Origin of the sequence: Parafrankia sp. Ea1.12, assembly GCF_900465275.1 — a bacterium.
In the GTDB taxonomy this organism is placed as follows: domain Bacteria; phylum Actinomycetota; class Actinomycetes; order Frankiales; family Frankiaceae; genus Parafrankia; species Parafrankia soli.
The window spans coordinates 108,140-127,086 of record NZ_UBIZ01000295.1; the positions used below are offsets into that span (position 1 = coordinate 108,140).

General features: G+C 73.8%; 14 protein-coding genes. 9 read left to right on the forward strand and 5 right to left on the reverse strand.

Going from position 1 to position 18,947, the window contains the following annotated elements; translation table 11 throughout:
* The first annotated feature begins 1 nt into the window (after position 1).
* The 7 genes from FMEAI12_RS15045 to FMEAI12_RS15075 all read left to right on the forward strand — a co-directional run bounded on the left by FMEAI12_RS15045 (position 2) and on the right by FMEAI12_RS15075 (position 7,797).
* Positions 2-1,462 carry an MSMEG_0567/sll0787 family protein gene (locus tag FMEAI12_RS15045; protein WP_071059817.1) on the forward strand — a complete coding sequence of 487 codons (1,461 nt, stop codon included), beginning with the start codon at positions 2-4 and terminating at the stop codon, positions 1,460-1,462.
* Positions 1,459-2,460 (forward strand): carbon-nitrogen hydrolase family protein, encoded by a 1,002-nt coding sequence (locus tag FMEAI12_RS15050; RefSeq protein WP_112106494.1) that lies wholly within the window; start codon positions 1,459-1,461, stop codon positions 2,458-2,460. Before FMEAI12_RS15045 ends, FMEAI12_RS15050 begins: the two co-directional genes overlap by 4 nt.
* On the forward strand, positions 2,460-4,016 hold the full coding sequence (locus FMEAI12_RS15055) for an NAD(P)/FAD-dependent oxidoreductase (protein ID WP_112106495.1): 1,557 nt from the start codon (positions 2,460-2,462) through the stop codon (positions 4,014-4,016). Before FMEAI12_RS15050 ends, FMEAI12_RS15055 begins: the two co-directional genes overlap by 1 nt.
* A 41-nt stretch (positions 4,017-4,057) precedes the next feature.
* Complete coding sequence (locus tag FMEAI12_RS15060; protein WP_235014015.1) at positions 4,058-5,326, forward strand: MSMEG_0565 family glycosyltransferase; 1,269 nt, start codon at positions 4,058-4,060, stop codon at positions 5,324-5,326.
* 216 nt (positions 5,327-5,542) lie between these two features.
* Positions 5,543-6,427, forward strand: coding sequence for an alpha/beta fold hydrolase (locus FMEAI12_RS15065; RefSeq protein WP_112106496.1), 885 nt, complete (start codon positions 5,543-5,545; stop codon positions 6,425-6,427).
* Positions 6,428-6,564: 137 nt separating this feature from the next.
* Positions 6,565-7,146: a phage holin family protein gene (locus tag FMEAI12_RS15070; RefSeq protein WP_112106497.1), complete on the forward strand. Its 582-nt coding sequence runs from the start codon at positions 6,565-6,567 to the stop codon at positions 7,144-7,146.
* 132 nt (positions 7,147-7,278) lie between these two features.
* On the forward strand, positions 7,279-7,797 hold the full coding sequence (locus FMEAI12_RS15075; protein WP_112106498.1) for a DUF3618 domain-containing protein: 519 nt from the start codon (positions 7,279-7,281) through the stop codon (positions 7,795-7,797).
* On the opposite strand, the gene FMEAI12_RS15080 is transcribed toward FMEAI12_RS15075, so the two are convergent.
* Positions 7,798-9,126, reverse strand: a complete 1,329-nt coding sequence (locus FMEAI12_RS15080; protein WP_235014016.1) for a DUF4407 domain-containing protein — start codon at positions 9,124-9,126, stop codon at positions 7,798-7,800.
* 317 nt (positions 9,127-9,443) lie between these two features.
* On the opposite strand from FMEAI12_RS15080, the gene FMEAI12_RS15085 reads away from it, so the two are divergent.
* Entirely contained in the window at positions 9,444-9,893 is a 450-nt protein-coding gene (locus FMEAI12_RS15085) for an SRPBCC family protein (protein ID WP_020464077.1), read from the forward strand.
* A gap of 42 nt (positions 9,894-9,935) precedes the next feature.
* On the opposite strand, the gene FMEAI12_RS15090 is transcribed toward FMEAI12_RS15085, so the two are convergent.
* Positions 9,936-10,973: a sensor histidine kinase gene (locus FMEAI12_RS15090; RefSeq protein WP_235014017.1), complete on the reverse strand. Its 1,038-nt coding sequence runs from the start codon at positions 10,971-10,973 to the stop codon at positions 9,936-9,938.
* A 436-nt stretch (positions 10,974-11,409) separates the two neighbouring features.
* Here FMEAI12_RS15090 and FMEAI12_RS15095 point away from each other — a divergent pair, with 436 nt between their 5' ends.
* Complete coding sequence (locus FMEAI12_RS15095; protein WP_200835292.1) at positions 11,410-14,154, forward strand: Tex family protein; 2,745 nt, start codon at positions 11,410-11,412, stop codon at positions 14,152-14,154.
* A gap of 25 nt (positions 14,155-14,179) precedes the next feature.
* Here the strand turns inward: FMEAI12_RS15095 and FMEAI12_RS15100 are convergent, their stop codons facing one another.
* From FMEAI12_RS15100 to FMEAI12_RS15110, 3 genes are all read right to left on the reverse strand, one after another.
* Positions 14,180-15,070: a polysaccharide lyase gene (locus FMEAI12_RS15100; protein WP_112106502.1), complete on the reverse strand. Its 891-nt coding sequence runs from the start codon at positions 15,068-15,070 to the stop codon at positions 14,180-14,182.
* 218 nt (positions 15,071-15,288) lie between these two features.
* Positions 15,289-17,451, reverse strand: coding sequence for an acyltransferase family protein (locus FMEAI12_RS15105; protein ID WP_235014018.1), 2,163 nt, complete (start codon positions 17,449-17,451; stop codon positions 15,289-15,291).
* Between the two features lies 1 nt (position 17,452).
* Positions 17,453-18,904: a right-handed parallel beta-helix repeat-containing protein gene (locus FMEAI12_RS15110; protein ID WP_235014019.1), complete on the reverse strand. Its 1,452-nt coding sequence runs from the start codon at positions 18,902-18,904 to the stop codon at positions 17,453-17,455.
* Between the last annotated feature and the right edge of the window lie 43 nt (positions 18,905-18,947).

Sequence of the window (18,947 nt, forward strand, 5' to 3'; positions counted from 1 at the left end):
GATGTCCAGTCTGCTGTCGGGGGGGCACACGCCGATCCGGCACCGCACCGTGGACACACTGGCGATCTGGGGTGATCGCCGGGCGCTGGCGGGCCAGCCGCCGTACCGCGTCGAGCAGGCCGAGGATCTGGCCACCTTCACCGCCTACGCCCGTCTGCGGCGGGAGGTCTTCGTCGACGAGCAGGGCCTGTTCTCCGCGACCGTCGCCGGCGATCTGGACGAGGTCGACAGCGACCCGCGCAGCATCGTCCTGGTCGCCCGGGTCGTCGGCGGGCCGGATGACGGCACGGTGATCGGCGGGGTGCGGCTGGCGCCGATCTGGCGCGGCGAGGACATCGGCGCCTGGCAGGGCGGCCGGCTCGTCGTCGCGGCGGCCGCCCGCGGGCGCTACGCGGGGGTCGGTGCCGCGCTGGTCCGGGCGGCGTGCGCGCGCGCCGAGAACGAGGGGGTGCTGCGCTTCGACGCCGCGGTGCAGCCCGACCGGGCCCGCTTCTTCGGCCGGCTCGGCTGGATGATCGCCGGGACGACCACGGTCGCCGGCCGCCCGCACGTGCTCATGCGCTGGCCCATCAACCGGCTGGCGGCGGTGGCGGCCTCGATCAAGGCCCCGCTGGCGACCCTGCTGGCCGGGATGCGCCCCGGCGGCCCCGGGTTCGTCGGTGACGACGGGGCACCGGTGCCCGGCACGGACGTCGTCGCGGCCTGCGACGCGATCGTGCCGTCGATGGTCGAACGCGACCCCTACTGGGCCGGCTGGTGCGGCGTGCTGGTCAACCTCAACGATCTGGCGGCGATGGGCGCCCGGCCGGTGGGCATGCTCGACGCGGTGGCCGGCCCGACGGCGTCCCGGGTCGCCCGGGTGATCGGCGGGCTGCGGGCGGCGGCGGAGCGCTACGGCGTGCCCATCCTGGGCGGCCACACCCAGCTCGGGGTGGCGGCCGCGCTGTCGGTGACGGCGCTGGGCCGCTCCGAACGGCCGATCCCCGCCGGCGGCGGCCTGCCGGGGCACGCGGTGACCCTGACCGCCGACCTGGGCGGTGACTGGCGCCCGGGGTACTCCGGCCGGCAGTGGGACTCGACGTCCAACCGCCGGACGGCGGAGCTGCGCGCGCTGCTGGACCTGCCACGCCGGCACCGCCCGTGCGCGGCGAAGGACGTCAGCATGGTCGGGATCGTCGGCACGCTCGGCATGCTCGCCGAGGCGAGCGGGTGCGCCGCCGAGCTGGACGTGGCCGCGGTCCCCCGGCCGGCGGGCGCCACCGTCGGCGACTGGCTCACCTGCTTCCCCGGTTACGCAATGCTCACCGCCGACGTCGACGACCGCCCCGTTCCCGCGCCGAGCCCGGCGACGTCGCAGCGCTGCGGCCGGCTGCTCAACGGGACGGGAGTGACCCTGCGCTGGCCGGACGGTGTGCTGACCCCGGCGCTGTCCGGCCATGTGACGGGGCTGGGCCACGCGTGAGCGCGGACCGCGGGGATGGCGCGCACGGGGGGCCGGAGCCGGCCTCCCGCGCGGTGACGATCGCCGCGGTGACCGCGCCGTTCACCCGTGACCTGGACGAATGCCTCGCGGCGATCAGTCGGCTGGTCGACGGGGCCCGGCGGCGCGGGGTGGATCTCCTCGTGCTGCCCGAGGGGGCGCTCGGCGGCTACCTGCGGGCGCTGCCCCCGCGCGGGGACGATCTGGCCCCGCGCGGGGGGCCACCCGCCCTCGATCCGGACGGTCCGGAGATCACCCGGCTGGCGGCGATCGCCGGGGATATGGTGGTCTGCGCGGGATACGCGGAGCGTGACGGGCGGTACCGGTACAACAGTGCGGTGTGTGTGCACGGTGATGGCGTCCTCGGCCGGCATCGCAAGGTCCACCAGCCGCTCGGCGAGTCCCTCGCCTACGAGGCCGGCCGTTCCTTCACCGCGTTCGACAGCCCACTCGGCCGGATGGGGATGATGATCTGTTACGACAAGGCGTTCCCCGAGTCCGGGCGTAGCCTGGCGCTCGCCGGCGCGGACATCATCGCCTGCCTGTCGGCCTGGCCGGCCTCGCGTACCCACGCGGCCGACGACATCGCCGCGGACAGGTGGCGGCACCGCTTCGACCTCTACGACCAGGTGCGCGCGTTGGAGAACCAGGTCGTGTGGGTCTCGTCCAACCAGGCCGGCGCGTTCGGCTCGCTGCGCTTCGTCGGCAACGCGAAGATCGTCCATCCGGACGGCTCCGTGCTCGCCTCGACCGGCACGGACGCGGGGACGGCCGTCGCGACGGTCGACGTCACCGCGGCGCTGCGGGCGGCCCGCAGCGGCCTGAACCACCTGCGGGACCGCCGCGGCGCGAGCTACGAGAAGCAGTGCCTGCTCGCCGGTGAGCCCTACGACCCGCGGCGGGCCGCCCGCCCGGCGGCCCCCCGGCCCACGGCCGAGCACGGATCTCGCCCGTCCCGGCCCGCGGGACCGGCGCACTGATGCCCGACGCGATCATCATCGGCGCGGGGGCGGCCGGCCTGACCGCGGGCCTGCTGCTCGCGCGCCGCGGCTGGCGGGTCGACGTGCTCGAACGGGACGTCGACGACCGGCCCGGCGACCTGGCCGGCATCGACGACTGGCGCCGGCCGGGCGCGACGCAGACCTGGCACTCGCACGCCTTCCTGGCCCGCTGCCGGTCGCTGCTGGCCGAGCACGCCCCGGACGTCCTCGCCGCGCTGCGCGCCGCGGGCGCGCTCGAGGTCCGGCTCGCCGAGCACGCGCCGCCGACGCTGACCGGCCCCGCTCCGGCCGACGACGAGCTCGTCGTCCTCGGGTGCCGGCGGGCGGTGCTGGACTGGGTGCTGCGCGAGGTCGTCGCCACGCAGCCCGGTGTGACCGTTCGCTCGGGGACACGCGTCGTCGGCCTGCGCATCGAAACCGATCCCGCCCCGGCGGGGCCCGCGTTCTCGCGCGGGCCGGTGCGGGTCCGTGGCGTGCGGTTGGCTGACGGCTCCAGCCGTGACGCCGACCTCGTCGTCGACGCCGCGGGGCGGCTCTCGCCCGTGCGACGGTGGCTGGCCGACGCGGGCGCCGACCTGCCGGCGCCGGCCGAGGCCGACTGCGGCATCGCCTACTACTCGCGCTACTACCGGCGTAGCGGCCCAGCGCCGGACATCGCGCTCAACCGCGGTCACACCACCGGCGCCTCCTTCGACCGCTACTCCTGCCTGATGTTCCCAGCCGACGGCGACAGTTTCTCGATGACCTTCGGCGTGCTCCCCGAGGACACCGGCATCCGGGTGCTTCGGCACGGCGCGGCGTTCGACGCGGCGGTGCGGTCCATCGAGATGTTCGTCCCGTGGCTGGACCCCGGGAACGTGCGGCCGGTCTCGCCGGTCACCGCGATGTCGCACCTGGCCAACCGGCTGCGGCCGCTGGTCGCGGACGGGCGTCCGGGCGTGCTCGGGCTGCTGGCGATCGGCGACGCGGCGGTCATCACCAATCCCGCTCACACCCGCGGGGTCTCGCTCGCCGTGCTCGGCGCCGTCCGGCTGACGGAGGTCGCGAGCGGGCTGCGTGACCCCGCCGAGCGGGCGCTCGCCCTGGACGAGTCGATGCGGGCGGAGCTCGCGCCGTGGTTCGAGGACTCGTGCGCCCAGGACGCGGCCCGGCTGCTGCGCTGGCGTCCCGAGCAGCCGGTCGTGCCGCAGGCGCGGGGTGCCGAGCCCGCCGAGGGCGCGCCGCCGACCGGCTACACGCCCTGGCCGGCGGCCCCGGCCGGCGGTGCGGGCGCCGCGCGGCCGGCCGGCGTCACGAACGGCGAGGCCTACCTCGCCGCGCGCCGCGACCCGGAGATCTGGCACCGGTTCACCCGGCTGCAGAACCTGCTCGCCGCCCCGTCCGACGTGCTGGGCGACTCGGGGTTCGCCGCGCGGGTCCGCGAGATCCTGGCGACGGGCTGGCGGCCCGCGGGCGTACCCGGGCCGAGCCACGACGACCTGGTCGGGCTGGCCACCGACGCGCTCGCCCGGGTCGGTGCCCCGGAGCCCCGGTGAGCGGGAGCGCGGCAGGCGGGAGCGCGGCGGGCGGGAGCGCGGTGAGCACAGGCGCGGTGAGCGGGAGCACGGCGGGCGACCCGCTCTCGGTGGCGCTGCTGACCTACTCCACCCGGCCCCGCGGCGGGGTGGTGGCCACCCTCGCCCTGGCCGAGGCACTGGCGCGCGCCGGGCACCGCGTCAGCCTGTGGACGCTGGCCCGCGGCGGGGACGCCGGCTTCTTCCGCCCGGTCGACCCGGCGGTCGAGGTGGTGGCGGTGCCGTTCCCGGAGGTCGCCGACGAGACGGTCGGGGAGCGCATTCTGCGCTCGATCGCCGTCCTACGGGATGCCTTCGAGGCGTTTCCCGGCGGGTACGACATCGTGCACGCCCAGGACTGCATCACCGCGAACGCCGTGGCCGACTGCGTCCGCACTGTCCACCACCTGGACACCTTCACCACCCCCGAGCTCGTCGCCTGCCATGAGCGGGCGCTGCGCCGACCGTACGCGCACGTGTGCGTCTCGGCGGCCGTCGCGGCCGAGCTGGCCGCCGGCTGGGGGATCACCGCGACGGTGATCCCGAACGGCGTCGACGCGGCCCGCTTCACCGCGGCTGCCGGCCCGGAGGCTCCCGCCCGCGCGGCCCGCGGGCACTGGCGTGCCCGGCTCGGCCGGTACGTGCTCGCCGTCGGCGGGATCGAGCCGCGCAAGGGGACCGCCGACCTGGTCGAGGCGTTCGCGCTGCTGCGGGAGCGGGTGACGCCGGTCTCCCTCGTCGTCGCCGGTGGGGAGACCCTGTTCGACTACCGCGGGTACCGCGAGCAGGTGCTGGCCCGGGCCGCGCAACTCGGCGTCGAGCCCGTCATCCTCGGGCCGGTGGCCCACGAGGAGCTGCCCGCCCTGGTCGCGGCGGCGAACGTCTTCGCGTTCCCGTCCGCGAAGGAGGGGTTCGGGCTGGCCGCGCTGGAGGCGCTGGCCGCGGGTGTCCCGGTCGTCACCCGTGACCTGCCGGTGCTACGCGAGGTGCTGGCCGCGGCCGGGGACGCGGTGCGCTTCGCCTCGACGCCGACCGAGTTCGCGGCCGCGCTGGAGGCGTTCCTCGACTCCGCGGAACGGCGGCCGGCCGCGGGCGCCGAGCAGCCGCGGGCGGGAGCGGGCGCCGGACATCCGCGGGTGGCGGGCGGGCGGGCGGTCGCGCGAGGGTACAGCTGGGCGACCGCGGCCGACCGGCATGTCGCCCTTTACCGCGAACTGATCAGAACACAGGCCACCGGACGGCCGACGCGCCGAATCAGTGTCACCACAGATAAATCATCCATCTCATTGTAAGAATTTAATGACGGAAAGCGACATCTCCGGCCCGGATCCGGTCCGGACGGTCCCCCAGGGTGCCGAATCGACTCTGCTCCGTCCGCCGCGGCGAGTCGGAAATCCGACGAATGCGTCACGGTGCCGATGGACCCCGGCCGCACCGCGTCCACGGTGTTTCATCGAGGATGCGGCGGTCGCCGAGAACCACAACGACGAGCCGAACGGCAGACATAGATGTATGACGAAGCACCGGCCTGGTACGAGGCCGCCATCGATACTCGTCCCGAGCGGCTGGAGACCGAGGTCGACGGGACGATCATCAGCTACCGGTGCTGGGGGCGGGTCGACGGTCCCGCAATCGTGCTGGTGCACGGCGGCGCGGCCCACGCGGGCTGGTGGGACCACATCGCGCCGCTGATCCCGGCCGAGTACCGGGTGGTGGCTCTGGACCTGTCGGGCCACGGTGACAGCGGACGCCGCGAGGAGTACTCGCTGAGCACGTGGGCATCCGAGGTCGTGGCGGTGATCGGCCACGCCGGGATCACGTCCCCGCCGATCATCATCGGGCACAGCATGGGCGGCTGGGTGACCATCACGACGGCCGCCGAGTACCCGGACCGCGTCGCCGGCATCGTCGTCGTCGACTCGCCGGTGAAGGAGTCGACCCCGGAGGAGCGCGCCGCCCGCGAGCGGACGGCCTTCGGCCCCCTGCGGGTGTACGCGACGGCGGCCGACGCGCTGGCGCGGTTCCGCACCGTCCCCGAGCAGCCGAACAGCCTTCCCTACATCATCGACCACATCGCCCGGAACTCCATCGGCGCGATGCTCGGCGGCTGGACGTGGAAGTTCGACCCGAACGTGTTCGGCAACCGGACGCCGTCCCCCGAGGTCCTGCGCAAGGTCCACTGTCGGGTCGCGCTGTTCCGCGCCGAGAACGGGCTGGTCACCCCGGACATCGGCGAGCTGATGTACAACCTGCTCGGCCGGGTCGCGCCGGTCATCGAGATCCCGCTCGCGGGACACCACGTGATGCTCGACCAGCCGCTGATGCTGGTCACCGGGATCCGCACCATCCTGGCCGACTGGGAGCACTCGTCCCCGCAGGAGCGCGCCGACTAGCGGGCCGGCCGGGGGCGCGGTTGCCACTCTCTGCCACATCCACGGTTAATCCGAGGTCGGGCGGGCATCCGGGTCTACACCGATCCGAATGGACACCGCCGGAGGGCGGGGTCAGGTCCGGTCGAGGAGGAGACGGCATGACCAGCACTTTCACCCGCCAGCCCACGACGTCGGCCCCAGCACCCCCCGCCGATCTCCCGGTCGCCCCGGGAGACGTCCCGACATCCCCGGACGGCGTCCCCGCCGACCAGGCCGGCGTCCCGGGCCTTCCGCCCGATGCCACGGTGCAGACCACATCGCCGCGGATCACGCCGTCGACCCCCGCCACGGTGACGGAGCCGCGGCCGGCCTCAACCGGCCGCCTCGTCTCCGACGTCGCGACGGACGTCTCCACCCTGTTCCGCCAGGAGATCGCGCTCGCCAAGGCCGAGCTGCGCGAGGAGGCCACGAAGGCCGGCAAGGGCGCGGGGATGTTCGCCGGAGCCGGCGGGGCCGGCTACTTCGCGCTGCTCTTCGTCCTGCTCGCGGTGATGTTCGGGCTGGGCGAGGTCATGGCGCTGGGCTGGGCCGCGCTGATCGTCGGAGTGGTGCTCGCCGCGGTCGCCGCCGTCCTCGCCCTGCGCGGCCGCAGCACGGTCCGCAACGTGCACCCGGCGCCGACGCAGACAGTCGAGACGCTGCGCGAGGACGTCCAGTGGGCGCAGAGCCGCCGGCACTGATCCGCCGGTACCGATCCCGCCGGTACCGATCCGCCGGCGCTGAGCCCACCCCAACCGCTATCACCGACCACGGAAGACGTCCCAGGCCGACGTCCAGGCCGAGCCGACGTCCAGGCCGAAAGGAAGGCGCGCGTGACCAGCACAACACCTGATGAGATCCGGGCCGATATCGAGGCGACCCGCGCCCAGCTCGGCCATGACCTCGACGAGCTCTCCGACCGCGTCAGTCCGCACAAGGTCGCCGAGCGCACCGCCGCCGGGGTGAAGGACAAGGTCGCGGGGGCCGGCAGCGCGCTGAAGCCGAAGCTCGACGAGGCGGCCCTCCGGGCGCGCGGGAGCGCCGGACACGCGGCCGCCGTGGCGCAGGAGACGGCCCACCGTCAGCTCGACGCCCACCCGCAGGTGGCGGGCGCCCTCCATCGGACCACGGCGACCGCCGGCAGCGCGGTCACCATCGGTCGGGAGAAGGCGACGCAGACGGCCACCGCGGGGCGGGCGAAGGCGGGGGCGCTCGTCACGGCCGGGCGTGACCGGGCGCGGGAGAACCCGCGCGCGGCCGGCTCGGCCGCGGGCGGAGCGGCGGTCCTGGGCGTCGTGGCCGCCCTGGTCGCCCGCCGCCGCCGGCGGCGGCGCCGCGCCGGCGACATCTGATCACGACGGTTCCGGCGGCGCAGGCACCGCCGGGCCGGTGGCCACCGCCGATCCGGTTGTGGCTGAGGCTGCCGCGGCCGAACCGGTGGTGACAGCCGGGGTGGACGGCTCCGCGTCGGAGGTCGGGACGCGCGACACGGCGACGATGCCGTGCTGCCGCCGCAGCTCACGCAGCCGCGACTCCTGGTCTGCGCTGATCTCCTCCTCGGCGAGGCGCGCCTGCGCCGTGTCGGCCGTCCAGCGCACGGCGGTCTCGACGCCGTCACGGCGCAGCAGGTAGTCCTCCCAGCGCCCGGCGAGACGCGCCGCGACCACCGGGGCCAGATCGCGGCGCTCGCGGGCGGTGTGCCCGACCTGCAGCGCGTCGACCTCGACGGAGGTCTCGTCCCGCCAGCGCTCGAGGCGCTCGCGCTGCCGGTAGGAGGTGCGGTCCAGACCACGCTTGAACAGCAGCGGGGCGAGGTCGATGCCGAGCAGGAGCAACGTCAGCAACAGGCGCCACACCAGGACGGAGCGGTCCTCGGTGGTCAGCCGCCAGAACGCCTTCTCCCGCATCAACAGGTCGTCGGCCGCGCCCGTCGTGGTCTGCACCGTGGCCGCGAAGTCGGAGCGCCTGGCCTTCTGCGCAGCCCGAAACTCGTCAAGATCACGTTGGGCGGCGTCGCGCAGCCGGGTGGCGTCGGTGACGGCGGCGGTAGCCGCGGCCAGCTCGGCCAGCTTGATCTGGTAGACCGGGCCGGCCCCGCCCAGGCAGGCCGGGCCACCGCCGGGCTGGCCACCGGTGAGCTGGCAGTTCACCTCCGCCGTCTTCGCCTCGACGAGATCGTCGGCGGCGTCGAGGCCTTTCTGTTTCGCCGCGAGATCGGCCGTTCGGGCGGCGAGCTCGCTCTCCTGGTTCGCGTCCCACCCGGCCAGTAGGTGCCCGGCGTCCTCCTGCTGTATCTCGGCGACCCGGCTCGCGATCGAGGACTCGAAGATCCGGAGCAGTACCGTCTCCCCGACGATTACCGCCGCGCACACCGCGATGAACACGCGGACCGCCACGGAGAATCCAGCCCGGCCGGTTTCCACACCGCCGTCCGCGCCATAGCGGTACGGGGTCTGGGTCAGCAGGACGGACCGGTCGATGAAGAAGATGAACAGCGCGTAGAAGATGCCGAACGGCAGCGCCTGGAGGGTCCCGATGCCGAACCCGAGGGCCACCACCGTCGCCCCCGCACAGGTGGCAAGTGCCGCTGTCAGAAGCATCAGCGCGCCGGCCGTGACGAAACGGGCGCGCTCCGTCGGCGGGAGGAATTTCACCTGCGCACCGGCGAAGAATGCCAGCATGTCCCCGAAAGCCCGTACCGGGCCAGGACGACGTGGTCGTTCGCGGGAATGTTCGGAAGTCTGCGGTGAATCTGACACAGGCCCCCCGTCCAACCGGTACTTCACAGATTCGCGCAGCATTTTGCCGGGCGGATCTGGCGCCGCCGGTGACACCCCCGGGCAGCGCGGCAACGTTATCTCCCGGCCACCGTCCCCACAATTCATGGCTGAGAGCGGCGGCCCGGTGGGGCGGTCAACCGGATTTGTCGTGCCCGGGATAGTCTCGTTTTCGGCGGAGGTGCCGGCGCCGGCCGGGCCGAGTTTGGACGGAGTGAACGATGGCGCAGATCAGTGTCGAGGTGGAACGAATCGTCGGCGGCCCGCCGGAGCGGGTGCTGGCGCTGCTGGCCGACTACGCGGGGACACGGGCCGAGCTGTGGCCGGAAATGATCACCGACTACAAGGTGGTCGAGGGCGGGGAGGGCCCCGGCACCCGGATCACCTACCGGCTGCACGCCACCCGCAAGCGCGTCCGCGACGTGGACGCGGTGGTCACCGCCCCCGCCGCGGGCAGCCTGCTGGAGGCCGACCAGCGCTCCTCCCTGCGCACCCGCTGGCAGGTGCGCGCGGCCGGCGCCGGCGGCAGCACGGTCACCGCGCTGACCACCTGGGACGGCGCGAGCGGGGTCGGCGGGTTCTTCGAGAAGACCTTCGCCCCGATCGGCATCCGCAAGCTGAGCAACGCCGTCCTGGACGGACTGGAGACCCGGCTGCGCCCGCCGGCCTGACCAGGCGATCTCCCCACTGCCGGGGCCGGGGCCGGGCCCGGGCTACCCGGCCTCGGCCGCCGTGCCGTCCTCGGCGGTGCCGCGGACGGGCGCCGCGCCCCGGATCGCGGTATGCAGGCGGACCACGGTGCCGACCGGCGAGGAGCGGAGCTGGACGAGGTCACAGAGCTGATGGGCCAGCCACAGCCCCCGGCCGCCCTCGGAGTCCAGCTCCGGGATCCGCTGGCCGACCAGCGGGTCGAGCACCCGGCCGCGGTCGGCGACCTCGCAGATCAGGGTCGGCCCCTCCACCCAGATGCGCAGCCGGCCGATCCCGCCGCCGTGGCGCACGCTGTTGGTGACGATCTCGTGGATGGCCAGCCTCAGGTCGTCGACCCGGCTGTCGGGCACGCCGACCTCTCGGGCCCGGCCGACCACCACACGCCGCGCGGCAGACACGTCCCGCCCGGTGAAGCGCAGGCTGACGACCGCCTGGCCGGCCACTGCGGGCGCCGGCAGCCCCATCTCGAACGCCTCCGGCACCCCCGGCCCCAGCGGCGCGGACGCCGGTGCCCGGGTGCGGCCGAGCAGCGGGTCGGGCGCGGCGCGGTACGGGGCGCCGCCCCGGGCCGCGCCGTCGCCCAGCACCCGCGGATGGGTCCGCCACGCGGCGTCCACCACCGGCGCCGGTAGCGTGGCCGCGTCGTAGGCGCAGCGTAGCCGCAGCCCGGACGATGCCCCGAAGGCCAGATTGGCCAGTGATTCGCAGTGGTGGCACTCGGCTATCTCCGCCGGGCTCCGCCCGGCCCAGACCAGCTCGCCGAGGCCACGTGCGCGGGTTCCCCGGGCCCGGGCCTCGTCCAGAAAGGCCGACCAGGCCGGAATGACCCGGCCCGGATTTCGCCCGAATTCGGTGATGTCCAGAAAGGAGATCTTCGACACTATCGAGCCCAGCACGGACCGCAGCAGCCCGGCGTTGGCGGGCGTGACCGCGACCAGGACGGCCTCGTCACGCTGGACACCGGCCCGGACGAATTCCACCGCGCCGGCCAGGAAACCGGCCGGGCCGCGGTGGACGAGCGCCTCGTGAACGAATGCCACGGCTGGACCGACTTCCGGCCCGTGGGCGTCCCTCACGGTGTCCCCCCCGAATTCGATCAGTCATGACCCGGACCGCCGCCGGGGCGCCGTCATCGCGGCTCCAGGTCCCCCCGGCCCGAGCTGCGACGTCGTGAGCCCCGCACAGAACGTGACAGGCCAATCCGAAACACCATGACATGGTATGTCGACGGAAGAACACCGTATTGCGCTAAAGAGCCTGGGCATCGGCGGACGGACCGCCCGGCGGGTGTCCCCGGCGGGCACGACATCCGGGCGGGCGACCAGCGCCACGGCGGGGCCGCGCGGGCGTCCGGACCGGCACCGGGGCTCACCCCGACCGGCACCGGAGATCCGACGAGAGGGATTATCGGGAGTACCAACCCCCGGGTCCGAACCGTGGGGACGATGAGCACACAGGCAAAGGCGGTTGCGGATCGTGACGACGGTGTCCGTCTCGGAGACGGTGTCTGTCCAGGCGCGGATCGCCGCGGAGCTGGGCGTGCGCGAGGGGCAGGTGGCCTCGGCGATCGACCTGCTCGACGGCGGTGCGACAGTGCCGTTCATCGCCCGGTACCGCAAGGAGGTGACCGGCGCCCTCGACGACGCGCAGCTGCGAACCCTGGAGGAGCGGCTGCGGTACCTGCGGGAGCTGGCGGAGCGGCGGGCGGCGATCCTGGAGTCCATCCGGAGCCAGGGCAAGCTGGACGACGCCCTCGAGGCGCAGATCATGGCCGCCGACACCAAGGCCCGCCTCGAGGACATCTACCTCCCCTACAAGCCGAAGCGCCGGACGAAGGCGCAGATCGCGCGTGAGGCCGGGCTGGAGCCGCTCGCGGACGCGCTGCTGGCCGACCGCTCGCTCGACCCCCGGGCGGAGGCGGAGCGCTACGTCGACGCCGAGAAGGGCGTCGCGGATGCCACGGCCGCGCTCGAGGGCGCCCGCGCCATCCTGGTGGAGCGCTTCGCGGAGGACGCCGACCTGATCGGTGCCCTGCGCGAGCAGATGTGGTCCCGTGGTCATCTCGTCAGCCGGGTCCGCGAGGGCAAGGAGTCCGACGGCGCGAAGTTCGCCGACTACTTCGACTTCGCCGAACCGTTCACGAAGCTGCCGTCCCACCGGATCCTCGCGATGTTCCGCGGTGAGAAGGAGGAGATCCTCGACCTCACCCTGGAGCCGGACGCGCCCGCCGACCCGGCCGAGCCCCCGGCCCCCGGCCCCACCGACTACGAGCGGCGCATCGCCGAGCGTTTCGACATCGCCGACGCCGGCCGGCCGGCCGACCGCTGGCTGCTCGACGCGGTGCGCTGGGCGTGGCGGACGCGGGTCCTGGTCCATCTCGGCGTCGACCTCCGCATGCGGCTGTGGACGTCCGCCGAGGACACCGCGGTGCGCGTGTTCGCGGCGAACCTGCGTGACCTGCTGCTCGCCGCCCCTGCCGGGCAGCGGCGCACCATGGGCCTCGACCCGGGGTTCCGCACCGGCGTCAAGGTGGCGGTCGTCGACGCGACCGGGAAGGTCGTCGCCACCGACACGATCTACCCGCACGTCCCGGCCCGCCGCTGGGACGACTCGCTGGCCTCGCTGGCCCGGCTGTCCACCGAACACGGCGTCGAGCTGATCGCCATCGGCAACGGGACGGCCTCCCGGGAGACCGACAAGCTGGCCGACGACCTGATCCGCCGGCATCCCGAGCTGAAGCTGACCAAGGTGATGGTGTCGGAGGCCGGTGCCTCCGTGTACTCCGCCTCCGCCTACGCGTCCCAGGAACTACCCTCGATGGACGTCTCGCTGCGCGGCGCGGTGTCCATCGCGCGCCGCCTGCAGGACCCGCTCGCCGAGCTCGTCAAGATCGACCCCAAGTCGATCGGGGTCGGCCAGTACCAGCACGACCTGGCCGAGGCCAGGATGTCGTCCTCCCTGGACGCCGTCGTCGAGGACTGTGTGAACGCGGTCGGGGTGGACGTCAACACCGCCTCGGCGCCGTTGCTCTCCCGGGTCTCCGGCATCAGCGGCGGGCTGGCCGACAACATCGTCCGCCACCGTGACAGCAACGGCCCGTTCCGGTCGCGGACGGGGCTGCTGGACGTGGCCCGGCTGGGCCCGAAGGCGTTCGAGCAGTGCGCCGGCTTCCTGCGCATCACCGGCGGCGACGACCCGCTGGACAGCTCCAGCGTGCACCCGGAGTCCTACCCGGTAGTCCGGCGGATCCTGACGGTGACCGGTGGCGACCTGCGCGCGCTGATCGGCGACACGAAGACACTGCGCTCGCTCAAGCCCACCGAGTTCGTCGACGACACGGTCGGCCTGCCGACGGTGACCGACATCCTCGCCGAGCTGGAGAAGCCCGGCCGCGACCCGCGGCCGGCGTTCCGGACGGCCGAGTTCACCGAGGGCGTCGAGACCCTCGCCGACCTGGTGCCGGGCATGATCCTCGAGGGCGTGGTGACCAACGTCGCCGCGTTCGGTGCCTTCGTCGACATCGGCGTGCACCAGGACGGCCTCGTCCACGTCTCGGCGATGTCGAAGAACTTCGTCAGCGACCCCCGTGAGGTCGCCAAGCCCGGGGACATCGTGCGGGTGAAGGTCCTCGACGTCGACATCCCGCGCAAGCGGATCTCACTCACACTGCGCCTCGACGACGAGCCGGGCGCGGCGGACGCCGGCGGCGGGCAGAGCGGCCAGGGCGGTGAGCGGCGCGCGGGCCGCGGCGGCCGCGGCGGGCAGAACCGCGGTGGCGCCGGTGGCGCCGGTGGCGCCGGCCGGAGCCAGGAGCGCGACGGCGGGCAGCCCGCCGACCAGCAGGGCGGCCGGCAGGCGGCAGCGGCCGGCGGCGGGCAGCCGGCCGGCGGCGGGCAGCCGGCCGGCGGCGGGCAGCCGGCCGGCGGCCAGCCCGGAGGCGGGCGTGGCGGTCCGGGGCAGCGGGGCGGCCCCGGCCAGCGCGGTGGTCCGGGCCAGCGCGGCGGCGGTGGCGGTGCGGGTCAGCGCGGCGGTGCCGGTGCCGCGGGTGGCGGTCAGCGCGGTGGCGGCGGTGGCCAGCGCGGCGCCGGTCACCGCGGCGGGCGGACCGACGGGGCCATCGCCGACGCACTGCGCCGCGCCGGTCTGGTGACCGGCGACGAGGTCACCCTCGGCGGAAAGCAGGACGACAGCCGGGACAGCCGCCGCCGCGGGCGCCGATAGCCGCGCGCCGGCCCCGCCGGCTCGATCAACACGAGCCGGCGGGGCCGGCCTGGATGAACCGGTCGGAGACCACGAAGGTGGCGAAGTCGGCGTACTGGTCGACGGGGCTGGCCCAGCTCAGGTCATCGCCGCCGAAGAAGGTGGAGAAGAAGACGCCCTCGATACGCAGTGCCGGCGTGCTGCGGTAGAAAAGGCCGTCCTGGTGGAAGACCTCACTACCGTCGACCCAGACGGTCACCGATCCGTCCGCCAGCTGCGGGCTGTTCAGGCGGACGCGCTGCTGAATGGCCACCCACCGCCCCGGGACGAATTTCCAGCTCCCCAGGCCGAGTGTCGTACCGTAATCTTTCGAGCGTGGAAGGTAGGCGTACACCTGCCCTTTTCCGCCGGCCCGCCACATGTATCGGGTGGAGAATCCGTTCGTGCCGTCCGGAGTGTTTCCGCCGGCCACGTGGGTGCCACCGAAGAATCCTGGGAGCTTGCCGCCCCTGGCGAACTGGAAACCATCCTGGAACCGGACTCGGTAGCTCAGATAGAGGTCGTCGGCGGGACCGTCACGAAACTGGAGATAGACCTGGGCACCGCCGGAAGGGGCCCCGTCATGCTCGACGGAGAGCTGGCTGGCCGAACCCTTCGGATAACGGACCCGGCTGTGCTTCCAGGCACAGCCCGCCTCCGGCAGCTCCACGGTGACGTCGTCCAGGCCGAAGGCGCCCCGCCGGCGCATGATCAGCTCATCGCCGAAGAAGCTCTGCAGGTGCGGGGGCATCGGCGGCGCCGCCGGGGTGTTCAGTCCGTTCACCGCGGGCACCTCCGGCTCCGGCCGGCGCTCGTCCGGACCGGTGGTGCAGCCCACGGCGCCGCCCGCTCCCAGCAGCGCCGCCAGAAAAACGCCTCTTCGCGACAGTACGCTCACCGCTGTTCTCCCCGACCCGCATTCCGCCCACCTGGCTTATCGCCGGTAATTACGCGTGTCGGCTCGCGGCACCGATCCCCCGGCGGCGAGGACCACGAATTCCTGGTGGTCCGCGCCGGCATAAAGTCTAGACCGCGCGCGACCGGTACCCGGGTATGGCGACGGCCGGCGCGGCGATCCGTGCCGGCCGGCCGTCGGGCGTCCGGGGCCGTTTCAGCTCATCCGGCCAGCCGGACCAGTTCCGACCCCAGGTACGACGCCAGGGTGGTGGAGTACGTACCGGTGATGTGGCTCTTGTCGTAATAGACGACCGTGTCGCCGATGATTGGCGGACACTGTTCCTTCGCGCACAGCCACGGCACGGGATCGACCAGCATCGCCCCGCCGTCGCGGGCGCCCTGGTTCTCGATGGCCCGCTGCGGTTCGGTCAGTTTCGCGTCGGAGACCCGCACAACACACCGGCGGATGTTCGACGGATTCCTGGCAAGGCAGTCCGGAACGTCGAATCCCGGGTAGGGCGTGTCCGAGATGAACACGACCTTGGCCCCGGTCGAGCGCAGCGTGCGCACGGCGCTCGCCATCCCGCCGGCGCCCACCCGGATAGCCTCCGTCCGCGCCTCGGAACCGACGACGATCAGGTCCGGGTCGAGCGCGCCGATCCTGGCGAGGGCCTCCGCCCGCCAGGTGTTGCACTCGGTGTAGACCCGTTTCAGTGTCTCCAGCACGAAGTCCGGGTAGTCGGCCGGCGGGCAGCCGCCCTTCGTGTAGGGGATCAGCCGCCAGCCGCGTTCGCGGCTGACCTTGTTCATCGCGTTGAACCACTGGTTCGCGTGCGAGTCGCCGAACAGGACGACCGTCCGACGGCCGTTCGGGTCCCCGTAGGCGCAGTCGGTGGGAGTGCTGGCGGTGATCGCCGCGTAGCACCTGTTCGCCTTGTAGTCGAGTGGGACCTGTTCCAGCGACGGCCGCAGCCCCGCCGGCAGCCCCGGCAGGTCCAGCGACTGCTCGATCACCCGGGACAGAGCGGTGGACGCTCCCACGGTTCCCGCCGTTCCCGCTGTTCCCCCGGCTCCGGGCGCTCCCGCCGCGACATCGGCCGGGCCGGGGATCGGCGCCACACCGCCCGTGGTGGGGATGGCCGCGACCTGGCCCACGCCGAGCGCGACCGCAACCGCGGCGCCGGCCAGGCAACCACCGAGGCCAAGGCCGACCGCCGGCCGACGGACCAGCACCGACCGGGCCCGGATCGGGTTCTCGACCGCGTAGTAGGTGAGCGCGGCCAGGACCAGCGACCCCAGCACGGCGGCGACCTTCCCGCCCGTGCCGAGCGGTGCCCCGGAGGCCTCAGGCCAGAGCACCAGCACCGGCCAGTGCCACAGGTACCACGAGTAGCTGAGGCGGCCCGCCACCTGTAGCGGCCACCGGCGCAGCAGCAGCTCGGCGCCCCGGCGCGGCGCGGCACACCCGCCGGCGATCACGAGCGCCGAGCCCGCGACCGGCAGCAGCGCCGCCAGCCCCGGGTACTGCGTGCCCTCGTCGAACCGCGCCGCGGCGAGCAGGATCCCCAGCAGGCCCAGCCAGCTCAGCTGGGACGACAGCGCGCGGGGCATCCGGGCGAACGCGGGCGCGCCGAGCGCGACCAGCGCCCCCGCCGCCAGCTCCCACGCCCGGGTGTGGCTCCCGAAGTAGGCCCACGGCGCCGACCGCGGGGTGAGCAGCACGCTGAGCGCCAGCGAGCCGCCGAACACCGCGACGAGCACGGCGAACACTCGCCCGGTGCGGACCGGCCCGGTGCGGCCCCGGCGCCAGCCGCCGGCGATCACCGTGGTCACGGCCACCAGCACCAGCGGCCACAGGGCGTAGAACTGCTCCTCGACGGCGAGGGACCAGAAATGCTGGAACGGCGACGGCGGCCCGTCCGCCCGCAGGTAGTCCGTCCCGGCCTGGGCGAGCCGGATGTTGATCGCCGACACGGCGGAGAACGCCGCGTCCACGCTGATCGAGTGGAGGCGCAGTGGTGACGCCCACCGCCAGGCGGCCACCATCGTCGCGACGATGACCACCGTCGCCGCCGGGACGATCCGCCGCGCCCGTCGGGCGTAGAAGCCTCGCAGCGAGATCCGCCCGTGGCCGGCCCGCTCCGTGAGCAGCTGCCTGGTGATGAGGAAGCCCGAGATCACGAAGAAGACGTCCACGCCGACGAACCCGCCGGCGACGGCGAGCCCGGAGTGGCCGAGCACGACCAGGACCACCGCGACCGCGCGCAGCCCCTCGATATCCGGTCGGAACTTCCTGACCCTGGTGTCCCCGCCGGCCGAGGCCGGCGGGGACACCAGGGTCGACGTGTCGCCGACCGTCGGGGTGGCCTCAACCGTGGTCAAGTCAGACTCCGCCGCCCAGCACCGGACGGCCGACCGCCCTCGACCGACGCCGGCGGGCGAGTCCGGTGAAGCCGCTGAGCAGGACCAGCACGAGCGGCACCGACGCCCAGATCCCGACGAGCACCCGCGGGCGCCACTGGTCGCCGTTGTCGCGCAGCGTGTTCCCGCCCAGGCTGATGCCCTGCGTCGCGAGCTGGTTGTCGACGATCGTGTTGCTCCGTACCCGGATGTTCTCCCCGCCGCCGCGGACGTGCAGGCCCACCCGGTTGCCGGTGATCGTGTTCTGCTCGACGACGTTGTCCGGCGAGGAGGCGAGCACGATGCCGTCACCGCGGTTGCCGCTGGCGGTGTTGCCGACGATGCGGTTCCCGGTGCTCGAGGCGTCCATCATGATGCCGTTGAGCCTGTTGTCCCGGGTGATGTTGCCCGCCACGACGCCGCCGGTCACGAAGTCGGAGAAGATGATGCCGTGCCGGCCGTTGCGCTCGCTGACGTTGTTGCGCACCGAGATCCCGGTCGAGTAGCTGTGCGGGTCGACACCGTAGAGCGTGTTGTCGTGGAACCAGTTCTGCTCTATGGCCACGTCACGGGCATGGTCCGTGTACGTCCCGATGAAGCTGTGGTCGACCTCGGAGTGGGTCATGCTTCCGGTGGAGCGGTCCGACCAGGAGACGCCGTAGGAGCTGTTCCAGTCCCGTCCGAGATAGCTCAGGTGGCTGCGGGTGATGGTGAGGGTCGCCGCGTTCGTGGCGACCACGAACGGCCGCCGCTCGTCGACGCTCAGCTGTTGCAGGTCGTCACTCGTCGTGCTCGGGCGGACGGCGACGCCGTCCAGCGCCAGCCGGCCGCCGTCGACGCCCAGCAGCACGCCGCGCCGGACCTCGAGCACCAGCTCGGAGACCGGAGCCGTGATCGTGAGCGACGCCCCGGGCGAGACGACCAGCGCCGTCGACAGGGTGACCCGGCCGCGGCCGTCGTATCCGGCCCAGGACGGGTCGTCGACCTTCTCGACGACGTCCAGCAGGCCGGTGACCGGGCGCTGCAACGGGACGACGCGCTCCGGCCGGCCGCCGGCGAGCAGCGTGATCGCGTCGGGCCCCACCGCGATGCCGCGGATCTCCGGTGACGGGCTGGTCCGCGCGTCGACGGTGTTGGGCGGCAGCCCCAGGATCACGTTGCTGAGCGGGTCGTAGGACGGCGTGTAGGCGTGCCGGTGGAAGAACTCGGTGGTCGAGGTCAGCTCCCGGTAGTCACGGCCGACGGTCACGCTCAGCGTGACCGCGCTCAGCGCCGTCATCACGGCCAGCAGGAGGTGGACACCGCGGCGGCGGGACCGTTCGCGCCGGGCGCGGGCGGCCGCCGTCACCGCCGCCCGCTCGGCCGGCACGCTCCCCGGCTGCCGAACGGGCACCGCGGTCGGCAGGGTCACCGTGTTGGCGGTGCTCGCCGTCACGCCCGCCGGGCCGGGCTGGTGCGGTGCGTGGGGCGTGTGCAAC

Bases quoted from the DNA above. Each gene is read 5' to 3' on its own strand.
- FMEAI12_RS15070 (WP_112106497.1), top strand. From the start codon at position 6,565: ATGACCAGCACTTTCACCCGCCAGCCCACGACGTCGGCCCCAGCACCC.
- FMEAI12_RS15065 (WP_112106496.1), top strand. From the start codon at position 5,543: ATGTATGACGAAGCACCGGCCTGGTACGAGGCCGCCATCGATACTCGT.
- FMEAI12_RS15055 (WP_112106495.1), top strand. From the start codon at position 2,460: ATGCCCGACGCGATCATCATCGGCGCGGGGGCGGCCGGCCTGACCGCG.
- FMEAI12_RS15045 (WP_071059817.1), top strand. From the start codon at position 2: ATGTCCAGTCTGCTGTCGGGGGGGCACACGCCGATCCGGCACCGCACC.
- FMEAI12_RS15080 (WP_235014016.1), bottom strand. From the start codon at position 9,126: ATGCTGGCATTCTTCGCCGGTGCGCAGGTGAAATTCCTCCCGCCGACG.
- FMEAI12_RS15085 (WP_020464077.1), top strand. From the start codon at position 9,444: ATGGCGCAGATCAGTGTCGAGGTGGAACGAATCGTCGGCGGCCCGCCG.